Genomic DNA, 12,603 nt, shown 5'->3' on the forward strand with positions numbered 1-12,603 from the left:
TCACCCACCGGCCACCGCGGCGCCCGGGAAGCCCACCCGCACGGTGAGACCGCCGCCCCGCAGGTTCGCCTCCGCCGACACCTCCGCGCCGTGCGCCCGCGCGATCGCCGCCACGATGGACAGGCCGAGACCCGCGCCCTCCCCACGCCCGTGCGTGCGTTCGGCGAGGCGCCGGAAGGGCTCGAAGAGCTGTGGGACGGTGTCCGGCGGGACCTCCGGGCCCGTGTTGGCGACCTCCAGGGTGCCGTCGCCGGTGACGAGGACGCTCACCCGGCCCTCCGGCGTGTTGTACCGCACCGCGTTCGCCACCAGGTTGTGGACCAGCCGGTCGAGCAGCACCCCGTCGCCCGCCACGGTCAGCGGATCCGCCCGCACGGACACCGTGACGCCGCGCCCGGCGGCCTCCTCGGCCAGGCCGTCCGCGACGGCGTGCGCGAGGACGTCCACCGCGACGGGCTCGCGCCGCTCCAGGCCCTGCTCCGACGCGGCGAGCAGCAGCAGCCCCTCGATGAGGTGCTCGCTGTCGTCGGCGACGGAGATCAGCTTCGTACGGATCCGCGCCACGCGCTCCGCGTCCGGCTCCCCGGCGAGACCGATCTCGGCGGCCGCCCGCTGCACCGCGAGCGGGGTGCGCAGCTCGTGCGCCGCGTTGGCCGCGAACCGCTGCTGCGCGCCGACGAGCCGCTCCATCCGGTCCAGCATCTCGTCGAAGGTGTCGGCGAGGTGCTTCAGCTCGCCCGGCGGCGCGTCCAGCGCGATCCGCTCGTGCAGGTTGGCCCCCGAGAGGCGGCGCGCGGTCTCCGCGATGACCGACACCGGGCGCAGCACGCGGCCCGCCATCCACCAGGCGAGGGCGATCGACAGGACGGCGTAGACGGTGAGGACGATCACCGAGACGCTGAGGAGGCGGTTGAGCGCGGCCTCTCCCGCGAGGTCGCTGATCTTCGTCACGGCGAGGCCCTTGTCGAGGTCGACCGGTACGCCCTCCATGCGCCGGGCGGGCACCGCCGAGGCCGCGGGCACCGGGCCGGTGTTCCAGGGCGGGACCGGGCCGCGCGGCACCGCCGTGGTCACCGCCGTACTGATCGACGTGTACAGACCCTGCTGCACGAGCAGGTACACGAGCCCCGTCAGGAGCGCCCCTGCCAGCACGAGCAGCCCGCCGTACAGGGCGGTCAGCCGGGCCCGCTCGCCGCCGGCCGTCACCTTCACAGCGACTGCCCCGCGATCCGGTACCCGGCCCCCGGCACCGTCTCCACCACCGGCGGCTCGCCCAGCTTCGCGCGGAGCTTGGAGAGGGTGACGCGGACCGCGTTGGTGCGGTAGCTGGTGTCCTCCTCCCACACCTGCTCGATCAGGTCATCGCCGCTGACCACCGCGCCGTCCGCCCGCAGCAGGGCCTCCAGGACCGCGAACTCCTTGCGGGACAGCGTCAGATGGCGTCCGTCCCTGCTGGCCTGGCGGCGCGCGGTGTCCAGGACGAGCCCTGCCCGCTCGATCACCGGCGGCAGCGCGGGGCGCGCGCGGCGGCCGAGCGCGAGGACCCGGGCGAGCAGCTCGTCGTACGCGAACGGCTTGGTCAGATAGTCGTCCGCGCCGAGACCCAGACCCGCCACGCGGTCACGCACCGTGCCCGACGCCGTCAGCATCAGCACCCGGGTCAGCAGGCGCTGCCGGACGACCCGGCGGCACACCTCGTCGCCGTGCACGCCCGGCAGGTCGCGGTCGAGGATCAGCACGTCGTACTCGCCGAGCTGCAGTTTCCGCAGCGCGGTCAGTCCGTCGGCCGCGACGTCGACGGCGAGCGCGTCGCGGCGCAGCCCGTCGGCGATCATCTCGGCCAGGAATTCCTCGTCCTCCACCAGCAGTACGCGCATGCCGCCCTGTGTACCCGAGAGTGACCTTTCGCCGGTGTAAGCGTCTCCGCTGAGAGAAACGAAACCCCGCTCCCCGCCAGCCTGTGCGCGTCACTCACGCCACATGTGAAGGGGAAGCCATGAAGACCAGGACCGTCTCCCGGACCCGGACCCGGACCCGTACCCGTACCGGCTCAGTGGCCGTCGCGTCGGCCTTCGCCGCGCTCGCCCTGTTCGCCGGAGGCTGCTCGGCCGGCTCGGACTCGAGGTCCGATGCCAAGGGCGACAGCGCCGACGGCGGCAAGGGCGCCGATGCCGACAAGGCGTTCAAGGAGCGCGAGTGCCTGCGCGAGCAGGGCCTGAAGGTGCCCGAGCCCAAGAGCGGCCAGGACAGCCGCGGCATCACCATCGGCGGCGACATGAGCAAGGAGAAGATGCAGGCCGCCATGGAGAAGTGCGGCCTGGGCGGCGGCTCCAAGGGCGGCGGTGTCTCGCAGGCCGACAAGGACAAGATGCTCAAGTACGCGCAGTGCATGCGCAAGAACGGCTTCGACATGCCGGACCCCAAGTTCGACGGCGGCGCGATGCAGGCCCAGCCCATGCCCAAGGGCGCCGAGGCCAAGAAGATGGAGAAGGCCGCCGCAGCGTGCAAGGGCATCGTCGGATGAGGCGCCGCACCGCCGTGGTCTCCACCGTCGTCGCGCTGCTCGCCGTCACGGGCGGCGGCATAGCCGTCACCGCCCTCGCCGACGCGGGCGGCACCCAGGACGCCGGCCACCGGAACGAGGGCCTCCCGCCCGCCACCGCGCCCGTCGAACGCGGCGACCTCAGCAGCGGCACCCAGGTCGACGGCACGCTCGGCTACGCCAAGGAACGCAAGGTCAACGCGGGTACGGCGGGCACGCTCACCTGGTCCGCCGAGGCCGGCTCGACCATCCGGCGCGACGGCCGGCTCTACGAGGTCGACGGCGTCCCCGTCCGCCTCATGTACGGCACCGAACCCATGTACCGCACGCTGAAGCCGGGCGCCAAGGGAAACGACGTACGCCAGCTCGAAGAGAACCTGGTCGCGCTCGGGTACGGGGCGGGGCTCGCCGTCGACGACACGTACACCGACGGCACGGCGGCCGCCGTCAAGCGGTGGCAGCAGGCCCACGACCGCGAGCGGACCGGCCGCGTCGGCCCCGACCAGGTCTCCTTCCAGCCGTCCGCGGTCCGCGTGAAGTCGACTGGGGCCACCGTCGGCGACCAGGTCGCGCCGGGCAGGCCGGTGCTCGCGACGACCGGTTCGGAACGTGTCGTACGCGTCCGGCTCGACGTGGCGGAGGCGGGCACGGCGAAGAAGGGCACCAAGGTCACCGTCACGCTCCCGGACGGCTCCACGGCGGGCGGCAAGGTCTCCGCCGTCGGCAGGACAGCCAAGCCCGGCGACGACCCGTCCGACAAGACCCCCAAGATCCCCGTCACCATCACCTTCGACGACCCGCGCAAGGTCGGCGGCTTCGACCAGTCGCCGGTCACCGTGCACCTCACCGGCGAGACCCGCGAGGACGTCCTGTCCGTCCCCGTCAACGCGCTTCTCGCGCTGCCGGGCGGCGGGTTCGGCGTCCAGGTCGTCGACGGCGGCCGCACCCGGGAGGTCGAGGTCGAGCTTGGCATGTTCGGGCAGGGCAGGGTCGAGGTGCGCGGCGGCGGGCTGCGGGAGGGCGCGAAGGTCGGGGTGCCGAAGACATGAGCACCCTCCAGGACACGCCCCAGGGCGCATCCCAGGGCGCACCCGAGGACGCACCCCCTGTCGTGGCGCTGGCCGGCGTCACCAAGGAGTACCCGGGCGGGGTCGCGGCCCTCCGAGGCATCGACCTGACCGTCGCCTCCGGCGAACTCCTCGCCATCGTCGGGCCCTCCGGATCCGGCAAGTCCACCCTCCTGCACATCGTCGGCACCCTCGACCGCCCCACCGCGGGCTCCGTCGCCATCGCGGGACACGACGTCGCCGCGCTCACCGACCGCAGCCTCTCCGCGCTGCGCGCCCGGCACATCGGCTTCGTCTTCCAGGCGTTCCACCTGGTCCCCGGCGTCAGCGCCCGCGACAACGTCGCCGAGGGCCTGCTGTACTCCGGCCTCTCACGCGCCGAACGGCGCCGCAGGGCCGCGTACGCCCTGGAGCGCGTCGGGCTCGCCGACCGCATGGGGCACCGGCCGCACGAACTCTCCGGCGGGCAGAAACAGCGCGTCGCCATCGCCCGCGCGGTCGTCGGCGAACCCGACCTGCTCCTCGCCGACGAACCCACCGGCGCGCTCGACACCGAGTCCGGCGAGACCGTCATGGCCCTGCTCCACGACCTCAACGCGGAGGGCGCGACCATCGCCGTCATCACCCACGACACGGAGATCGCCGGACGCCTGCCCCGGCAGGTGCGGATCAGGGACGGGCGGCTCGTCGCGGACACGCGGGGCGCGGAGGTCGCGGCGTGAGGGCGGGGAAGCGTGCGAAGGGGCACGTCCTGAAGGCGGCGCGGCTCGGCCCCCGCGACGTGCTCCACGTCGGCTCCGCGGGGCTGCGCAGCCGGCCGGTGCGGGTCGTCCTCTCCGCGCTCGGCATCGCCATCGGCATCGCGACGATGGTCGCGGTGGTGGGCATCTCGTCCTCCAGCAAGGCCCAGCTCATCAGGGAACTCGACGCGCTGGGCACGAACATGCTGGTGGCGTCGCCCGGTGAGGCGATGTTCTCCGGGGAGCAGGTGACGCTGCCGCCCGACGCGGCGGGCCGGGTCGCACGGGTCGACGGGGTCCAGGACGTCGGCGCCACCGGCGACCTCGCGGAGCGGTCCGTGCGACGCAGCGAGAAGATCCCGGAGGACGAGACGGGCGGCATCTCCGTGAAGGCGTCCACGGAGGGGCTGCTGAAGGTGCTGCGGGGGCGCATGGCGCACGGCAGCTGGTTCAACGCGGCGAACAGCCGCTACCCGTCCGTGGTCCTCGGCCACGTCGCGGCCGCGCGGCTCGGCATCACCTCGCCGGGGCAGCAGGTCTGGATCGACGACCGGTACTACACCGTCATCGGCATCCTCGACGCCCTGCCGCTCGCCCCCGACATCGAACGGTCGGCGCTGACCGGCTGGTCCGCGTCGAAGAAGCTGCTCGGCTTCGACGGCCGTCCGACATCGGTGTACGAACGCTCCACGGACGCCTCCGTCGACACGGTCCGCAAGCTGCTCGCGGCCTCCATCGACCCGGAGAACCCGCGCAACGTCCAGGTCACCGACCCGTCGTCGGCGCTCCGGGCGAAGGCGGCGACGGAGGGGGCGTTCTCCACGCTGCTGCTCGGCCTGGGCGGGATCGCGCTGCTGGTGGGCGGGGTCGGCGTCGCCAACACCATGATCATCTCCGTCCTGGAGCGCCGCTACGAGATCGGCCTGCGCCGCTCCCTGGGCGCCACGCGGGGCCAGATCCGCGTCCAGTTCGTCACCGAGTCCCTGATGCTGTCGGGCCTCGGCGGCGCGGCGGGCGTGGCGCTCGGCGCGGCCGCGACGGCGGCGTACGCGGTCTCCGGCGGCCTGCCGTGGGTGGTACCTCCCTGGTCGATGGCGGGCGGCTTCGCGGCCACCCTGGCCATCGGCACGGCAGCGGGCCTGTACCCGGCGATCCGAGCGGCCCGCCTCTCCCCGACACTGGCACTCCACGCGACGTAACGCCGCTCGCGGCGGCACGGCTATCAGGCCGCCGGGGGACTGCCCCGGGCGACCGGGGGGCGCGGCGCTCTCGGCGTACTCAGGGTGCCAAGGCCTGCGCCAGGTGACCGGGGGCGCGGCGCTCTTGGCGTGCGTGGCGTCCCCGCGATCGGACTCCCCACGGGCCGCCCCCCTCGGAGGCGGGGGGCATGCCCGGCTCGCCTGCGGTGGCAGGGTTCCCGGAGGCCCTCAGGGCGCCAGGGCCTGCGCCAGGTCCAAGGACGCGGCGACGCGGGACGCGACGCTTTCCGCGTACGTCGCGTCGCCCCGGTCGAACTGTCCGCGCGCCGCGCCCCGCAGGAAGGTCAGCACGCCCAGGGTGCGGCCCCGGCTGCGCAGTACCACGCACAGCGCGTGCACCGACTCCTCGGGCCACTGGCGGACCGTCGCCCACTGGCGCGCCCGCTCCGGCGCGGCCGCCGCCCCCGCGCTGGCCCGCACCGAGCCGGTGCGCTCCACGCACTGGGGGGCGGGGTGCCCCTCGGGGTAGCGGACGGGAACGCCCGCCGTGGCGACCGGCAGGCAGGGACCCGGCGGCCCCGCGGGCGTCGCCGCGACCCGCACGAGCCGCACCGGGTCCCCGCCGGCCACCAGGTCCACCAGGGCGTGGTCGGCGAACCCGGCGAGCGCGAAGTCGAGCTGGACCGTCGCCGCCTCCATGGGGTTCTCGCACTCCGCGGTGGCCCGCGCCGCCCGGTGCAGCTGCTGGGAGCGGAACCGCAGCTGCGCGGCCTCCTGCTCCGCCTGCTTGGCCTCGGTCACGTCGAGGAAGAGCCAGCCGACGCCGAGCGGCACGGGCTCCTCCGCGAGCGGCGAGGCAAGGCGCAGGAAGCCGCTGCGCCAGCAGCGCCGCTCACCCCCGCCCTCCTGGCCGGTCCCGGACTGCCCGGCTCCCGACTGACCCGCACCGGACTGCCCCGCACGCAGCGACACCCACATCTCGGCGGGCGCGGGCGGCGTGCCCTCGGCCAGGACATGGGTCAGCGCGCTCTCCAGCTCCTCGACGCCCGTCCCGAGCAGATCGGCGAGCGGCCGCCCGAGGACGGCGGCGGGGCCCACCCCGAAGGCGCGGGCCGCGTGTTCGTTCACCACGGCGGGCCGCAGGTCCGCGTCGACGAGGACCACACCCCACGAGGCGCTCTCGAAGAGGGCCTCGCTGAGCGCGATGGACCGCTCCAGGTCTATCTGCGCGTGGACCTCGCTGAACGCGCAGTACACCCCCGACGGCTTGCCGTCACCGCCCCGCACGGACGCCGACTGCATCCGCACCAGCACCCGCCCGCCGTCCTTCGTCACGAGCGCGAACTCGTGCACCTGACGCCCCGGCGCGTCCATCGCGGACAGCAGCCGCTCCTCGACCTCCCCGGCGTCCGCGGCGCGCACCGCCCACCCCGCGAAGCCGCGCCGCCCGACGGCCTCCGCCGCCGACCACCCGAGGATCCGCTCGGCCTCGCGGTTCCAGTGCGTCACCACACCGTCGGCGTCGAACGCGCACAGAGCCGCGTCCATCCCGTCGAGCAGTGCCGCGAGCAACTCGGCTCCGCCGGGCTCGGGTTCTTCAGGACCCAGTTCGTCAGTGGTTCCGCTCTGCCGCGAAGCACTCACGTGGCACCCCCTACAGGCCGCCTGCCTGTACCGCATGTCAGATCATTCAACTGGAACGTGACGCACCCCACAGGAAGTTCCCGGAAGTCGGACAGAAAATCGTGCGGGGAAATTCGGTTGTGCGGCCCGCGGGGCGGTTCCTAGGGTGGCGTGCACACGAGAAGGGAGGTGGTTCGGCAGATGTATGGAAACCGGACGCGTGAGGTGACTGCGGGCTAGCGGCCCGACGTCGCAACTCGAATTCGGCGCCGGACCAGCGCGTGTGATGTGCGCGCAGCCGGCCCTATTCCCAAGCAGTCACCCGACCCGCGAGCCGCCGGTACGTCCGGCCGGCTTCCTCCGCCCCGGCGGCAGGAACCACGGCTCGCGGGTCGCCTGCGTTCTGGGGGGCGGGCGGCCGCAGCCGTTCAGCCCTTGCTCACCGCCGTGAGGATCTCCGGCAGGCGCCGCGCGACCCGCGGGGCGGCGAGCCGCGTGCCCAGCTCCGTGACCACCGCGCCGTACGCCGCGCCGAGCGGGAGCAGCACCCAGCTCCACGACGACGCGCCCGAGGCGTGCAGCCAGATCGCGAGGGCAAGCACGGGCGCACAGAGCAGGGCCGCCGCGACCATGCCGCCGAGGATGGAGATCCACGCGAGTCCCGCCTGGCCGGGCGCGACGTTCTTGTAGCCCTCCTGCGGGATCGAGTAGGGGAAGCGGGCCGAGGACCACGCGCCCGTGGCCAGCATCGCGCCGAGCAGCGCGAAGGACAGGCCGAGGACCTCCGGCAGGGCGGCCCAGTCGCCGAGCAGCGCGGTGGTGAGGACGGTGACAAGGGTGGCGTACGGCAGGGTGATGAGGAGCAGCGCGAGGGCCCGGCCGCGCAGCTCCACGTACGCGTCGCGCGTCGAGGAGATCGTCATGGCCACCATCCAGAACGCCGACGTGTCCTGGCCGAACTGGTTGTACATGAGGATGCCGAGCATCCCCGCGGCGAAGCACGCGAAGTAGACGGACCCTGTGCCTTGCAGGGCGTTGAAGAGGGGCACGATCAGGCCGATGGCGAGGGACGTCACCCAGGCCGCCTTGGTCTTCGGGTCGCGCCACACATAGCGCAGGCTGCGCTCCATGACGGTGCCGGTGCGGCCGGGGGGCAGCAGTGCGCCGAGGGCACCGGAGGCGCGGGAGGTGCCCTTGTCCGGTTCCGCCGCGGCGAGCGTGGAGCCGTCCGGTGTCGTCATCAGGCGGGTGAGGCTGCGCTGCCAGAGGGCGAGGAGCGCCAGAAGGGCGGCCGCGGACAGGGCGAGTTGGGCCGCAGCGGTCCCGTACGCGCCCCCGCTCACCGAGTCCACCGCGCCGAGCGCCGCGGCGGGCGGGATCCAGCGCACGACGTCCGCCGCCGGGTCGAGCGTGCCGAGGCCGGACGAACCGAGCTTCTGCGCGCCGAAGTTGACGACCTGCGCGCCGACGGCGATGACGAGGCCGCTGAGGACCGCCAGGTCGCGCCCTTTGCGGCTGGTGAGGAGCCGGATGTTGGCGGCGGCGACCGCGCGGGCCAGCGCCACGCAGAGGAGGAGGGCGAGGGCGGTGGCGACGACACCGGTGAGGGCCGCCGCCGCGCCGTGGGCCAGGGCGACCGTCGCACCGGCCGCGAGGCAGAGGGTGAACAGAGGGCCGATGCCGACGAGGGACGCCACGAGGAGTGCCCGTACGAGCGGGCGGGGGCGCAGCGGCAGCATCACCAGGCGCGTCGGGTCGAGCGTCTCGTCGCCGCTGGGGAAGAAGAGCGGCATGACGGCCCAGCCGAGGGCGAGCAAGCCGACGAGCAGGACGCAGAGGGTGGCGGCGTGGGCGTTGCCGCGCAGCGCGACGAGGCCGAGCAGCTGGAGCGCGGCGAAGAGAAGCGAGACGGCGACGGACGCGATGTAGGCGGCGCGGCGGCCCGCCGACTGGCGCAGGCCGTTGCGCAGGAGGGACAGCTTGAGCGAGACGAGAACGGAGGTGACGGGGGTGACGGAGGTGACGGGGGTGGTGGTCGCGGGCGGTGTGGTCATCGGAGGCCGCCGCCCAGCCAGTCGAGGTCGGAGCTCGCGTCGCGGCTGTTCGCGCCGACGAGTTCGAGGAAGGCCTGTTGCAGCGAGGGGGCCTCGCCCCGCACCTCCGCGAGGGTGCCGTGGGCGCGGATGCGGCCCGCGGCCATGACCGCGACCCAGTCGCAGAGCGACTCGACGAGCTCCATGACGTGCGAGGAGAAGACGACGGTGGCGCCGGAGGCGGTGTAGCGCTCCAGGACGCCGCGGATGGTCTGCGCGGAGACGGGGTCGACGCCTTCGAACGGCTCGTCGAGGAAGAGGACTTCGGGGTTGTGGAGCAGCGCCGCGGCGAGGCCGGTCTTCTTGCGCATGCCGGTCGAGTAGTCGACGACCAGTTTGTGCTGGGCGCCCGCGAGATCGAGTACGTCGAGGAGCTGGGTGGCGCGCTTGTCGACCTCGGCGCCGGGCAGGCCGCGCAGCCGTCCGGTGTACGCGAGGAGTTCGCGCCCGGAGAGCCGCTCGAAGAGGCGCAGGCCCTCGGGCAGGACACCGATGCGGGCCTTGACCTCGACGGGGTCGCGCCACACGTCGTGGCCGACGACCTCGACGGTGCCGTGGTCGGGCCTGAGGAGGCCGGTGACCATGGAGAGTGTGGTGGTCTTGCCGGCGCCGTTGGGGCCGACCAGACCGATGAACTTGCCCGCGGGCAGGGTGAGATCGATGCCAGCCACCGCGACCTGCTCGCCGAACCGCTTCCAGAGCCCCTGGATCCGTACCGCCGCCGCCTCGGTCACCGTGCCGCCCTTCGCCGCTTCCGCCGCTTCCGCCGTGTCCGCACGATACGTCGGTGGCGGTCCCGGGGGCGGTCAGCCGGTCAGCGGCGCGCTTCCCTGCCGCACGCGTACGCCAGCGGGGAGATGATCTCCTCGGCGTCGGGCAGCCAGCGGTTGGCGGCGGTGGGGCGGCAGGCCCACTGGACCGCGCCGGAGGTGCCGAAGCGGGTCGGGGGCGCGGCCACGTAGGTGCCCTCGCCGAGCGGGACGAGGTCGATGGCGGCGGGCGGCCAGCCCAGCTTGCGGACCAGGTCGGGGACCTTGGCGGTGGCGCCGGGCAGCACGAAGAACTGCATGCGGCGGTCGGGCGAGCGGGTCACGGGGCCGAGCGTGAGCTCCATGCGCTCCATGCGGGCGAGGGCGAGGAAGCCGGCGGTCTCGGGCACGTCGATCGCGTCGAACGTACGCCCCGTGGGGAGCAGGATCGACGCCTTGGGCTGCTTCTGCCAGAGCCGTCGGGCGACCGTCGCGCTGCCGGTGGCCTGGGTCGCCCAGTCCTCCCTGGCGGGGTGTGCGCCGGGCGCATCGCACGGAATCTCCCCGCACGAGCACTGCTCGACCCCTTCGACGGACTCGAGCCAGGTCCCCGGAAACACGTCCCAGTGACGCTCCTCCGCGTACCGCACGGCCGTGTCCAGCAAGGCTTCTCCGCGCTGCTTCGGGATCTGCGCGGCTGACGTGACTCCGATGGTCTCTTCCACGGAGTTCTCAACTCCCGGTGCCACCGCGGGTTACGGGCGCACGCGAGGGCGGGGGAGGAGCATCGATCCTGCGGCTGGGGCGCATGGGTGCATGGGTGGGGGCGCGCAGGAGGAATGGCTCCCGGGTGCGGGTAACCAGGTCACGGCAGACAGAGAACGCCTCGGAGAAGCATTTGTAGTTCTTATAGTTCTTTATGCCTTCTTTTGCTTCTTTTGTGGCGCATCTTCGCCTCGCCTCAAGGGCATTGATCATCGTGAGGCGGCCCATGGCGGCCGACCGATCCGATGGTCCACGGTGCACACAGGGGGTACGCCATGGCCGCAAGGCCGCTCGTCGCGCGACAGCCCAACGAAAGGCTGCAGGCGCTCATCCAGGAAGCCGGCTGCTCCAACGCCGGACTGGCCCGCAGGGTCAACATGTGCGGTGCGGAACACGGTCTCGACCTGCGGTACGACAAGACGTCCGTGGCCCGCTGGCTGCGCGGGCAGCAGCCGCGCGGCCGGGCACCCGGCATCATCGCCGAGGCACTCGGCCGCAAGCTGGGCCGCACCGTCACCATCGACGAGATCGGCATGGCGAACGGCAAGAACCTCGCCTCCGGCGTGGGGCTGCAGTTCTCTCCGACCGTTCTCGGCGCCATCGAGCAGGTCTGCGAGCTGTGGCGCAGCGACGTGGGCCGCAGGGACTTCCTCTCCGGGTCGTCCGTGGCCGCGTCCGCGCTCGTCGAACCCAGCCGTGACTGGCTGATCTCGTCGCCCGACTCGCAGGTCGGCCGGGCCGCCGGGCCGCGCGTCGGCATGGCGGACGTGGCGGCGGTCAAGGCGATGACGGAGGCGCTGACCAAGCTGGACCACCAGTTCGGCAGCGGCCACGTGCGGCCGGTCGTCGTCCACTACCTCAACTCCGTGGTCTCCGGGCTGCTCGCGGGCTCCTACCGGGAAGCGGTCGGACGCGAACTGTTCGCCGCCGTCGCGCGGTTGACCGAGCTCGCGGGGTACATGGCCGTCGACACGGGCCAGCCAGGACTCGCCCAGCGCTACTACATCCAGGCGCTCCGCCTGGCCCAGGCGGCGGGCGACCGGGGGTACGGCGGGTACGTGCTCGCGGCGTCCATGAGCCACCTCGCCGCCCAGCTCGGAAACCCGCGCGAGATCGCGCAGTTGGCGCGGGCCGCACAGGAGGGGACGCGCGGCAGGGTCACGCCCCGCGCGGAGGCGATGTTCTACGCCGCCGAGGCGCGCGGGCACGCGCTGCTCGGTGACGCGCGGGCCACGCAGGTCGTGGCGGGGCGGGCGGCCGAGGCGATGGACCGCGCGTCCGGCACGGCGGACTCCGGCGACGACCCGGTCTGGATCCGGCACTTCGACCACGCGTATCTGGCCGATGAAATGGCGCATTGTCACCGGGACTTGGGCCAGGCCGACGCGGCGGCGCGCAGCGCCCAGGAGTCCCTGGACGGGCACCCGGAGACCCGGGCGCGCCGTCGCGCGATCGGCCTGGTCCTCCTCGCCACGGCACAGGTGCAGCGGCGCGAGGTGGAACAGGCCTGCCACACGGGTCTGAAGGCCGTCGAACTCCTCGGCACCCTGCGCTCCAACCGCGGCGCGGAGTACCTGGAGGACTTCCAGGACCGCCTCGAGCCGTACCGGGACGAGCCGGTGGTACGGGAGTTCGGGGCGCGCGTCGAGGTCCAGGCGGCGTGAGACGGGGAAACGTCCCCGTGAACAGCGCCGGCCGGAAAGGTTCTGTTACACCCGACACCGGGCGGACGGCGGACGGAGGGCGGCGTTCTGAGCTGCGTGGCAGAGGGATGTGGGGACCCGGTAGCGTGACCCGACGGTTCCGTAGGTCCCCCCAGGTGTAG

At 73.4% G+C, this 12,603-nt stretch carries 11 protein-coding genes; 5 read left to right on the forward strand and 6 right to left on the reverse strand.

Annotated elements, in window-relative coordinates; translation table 11 throughout:
- Both ACH4D5_RS17510 and ACH4D5_RS17515 read right to left on the reverse strand, forming a co-directional pair.
- Entirely contained in the window at positions 1-1,212 is a 1,212-nt protein-coding gene (locus tag ACH4D5_RS17510; RefSeq protein WP_398303090.1) for a sensor histidine kinase, read from the reverse strand.
- On the reverse strand, positions 1,209-1,877 hold the full coding sequence (locus ACH4D5_RS17515) for a response regulator transcription factor (RefSeq protein WP_398303092.1): 669 nt from the start codon (positions 1,875-1,877) through the stop codon (positions 1,209-1,211). Before ACH4D5_RS17515 ends, ACH4D5_RS17510 begins: the two co-directional genes overlap by 4 nt.
- A 119-nt stretch (positions 1,878-1,996) precedes the next feature.
- Between ACH4D5_RS17515 and ACH4D5_RS17520 the strand changes: the two genes are divergently transcribed.
- The 4 genes from ACH4D5_RS17520 to ACH4D5_RS17535 are packed head-to-tail and all read left to right on the forward strand — an operon-like array spanning position 1,997 to position 5,548.
- Positions 1,997-2,524 carry a hypothetical protein gene (locus tag ACH4D5_RS17520; protein WP_398303094.1) on the forward strand — a complete coding sequence of 176 codons (528 nt, stop codon included), beginning with the start codon at positions 1,997-1,999 and terminating at the stop codon, positions 2,522-2,524.
- Positions 2,521-3,591, forward strand: a complete 1,071-nt coding sequence (locus ACH4D5_RS17525) for an efflux RND transporter periplasmic adaptor subunit (protein ID WP_398303096.1) — start codon at positions 2,521-2,523, stop codon at positions 3,589-3,591. Before ACH4D5_RS17520 ends, ACH4D5_RS17525 begins: the two co-directional genes overlap by 4 nt.
- Positions 3,588-4,331, forward strand: a complete 744-nt coding sequence (locus tag ACH4D5_RS17530; protein ID WP_398303098.1) for an ABC transporter ATP-binding protein — start codon at positions 3,588-3,590, stop codon at positions 4,329-4,331. The genes ACH4D5_RS17525 and ACH4D5_RS17530 overlap by 4 nt, the downstream gene beginning before the upstream one ends.
- Positions 4,328-5,548 (forward strand): ABC transporter permease, encoded by a 1,221-nt coding sequence (locus tag ACH4D5_RS17535; protein WP_398303100.1) that lies wholly within the window; start codon positions 4,328-4,330, stop codon positions 5,546-5,548. Before ACH4D5_RS17530 ends, ACH4D5_RS17535 begins: the two co-directional genes overlap by 4 nt.
- Positions 5,549-5,776: 228 nt before the next feature.
- Here ACH4D5_RS17535 and ACH4D5_RS17540 read toward each other — a convergent pair whose 3' ends face one another.
- The 4 genes from ACH4D5_RS17540 to ACH4D5_RS17555 all read right to left on the reverse strand — a co-directional run bounded on the left by ACH4D5_RS17540 (position 5,777) and on the right by ACH4D5_RS17555 (position 10,738).
- Positions 5,777-7,192, reverse strand: a complete 1,416-nt coding sequence (locus ACH4D5_RS17540; protein WP_398303102.1) for a PAS domain-containing protein — start codon at positions 7,190-7,192, stop codon at positions 5,777-5,779.
- 407 nt (positions 7,193-7,599) lie between these two features.
- On the reverse strand, positions 7,600-9,225 hold the full coding sequence (locus ACH4D5_RS17545) for a transporter (RefSeq protein WP_398303104.1): 1,626 nt from the start codon (positions 9,223-9,225) through the stop codon (positions 7,600-7,602).
- The gene (locus ACH4D5_RS17550) at positions 9,222-9,998 is read right to left on the reverse strand and encodes an ABC transporter ATP-binding protein (protein WP_362998084.1); all 777 of its coding nucleotides are present in this window, start codon (positions 9,996-9,998) and stop codon (positions 9,222-9,224) included. The genes ACH4D5_RS17545 and ACH4D5_RS17550 overlap by 4 nt, the downstream gene beginning before the upstream one ends.
- Before the next feature lie 80 nt (positions 9,999-10,078).
- Positions 10,079-10,738 (reverse strand): bifunctional DNA primase/polymerase, encoded by a 660-nt coding sequence (locus tag ACH4D5_RS17555; RefSeq protein ID WP_398303106.1) that lies wholly within the window; start codon positions 10,736-10,738, stop codon positions 10,079-10,081.
- A gap of 315 nt (positions 10,739-11,053) precedes the next feature.
- Here ACH4D5_RS17555 and ACH4D5_RS17560 point away from each other — a divergent pair, with 315 nt between their 5' ends.
- Positions 11,054-12,442, forward strand: coding sequence for a transcriptional regulator (locus ACH4D5_RS17560; protein ID WP_398303108.1), 1,389 nt, complete (start codon positions 11,054-11,056; stop codon positions 12,440-12,442).
- The last annotated feature ends 161 nt before the right edge of the window (positions 12,443-12,603 follow it).

It is taken from the genome of Streptomyces sp. NPDC018029 (assembly GCF_044327655.1).
In the GTDB taxonomy this organism is placed as follows: Bacteria; Actinomycetota; Actinomycetes; order Streptomycetales; family Streptomycetaceae; genus Streptomyces.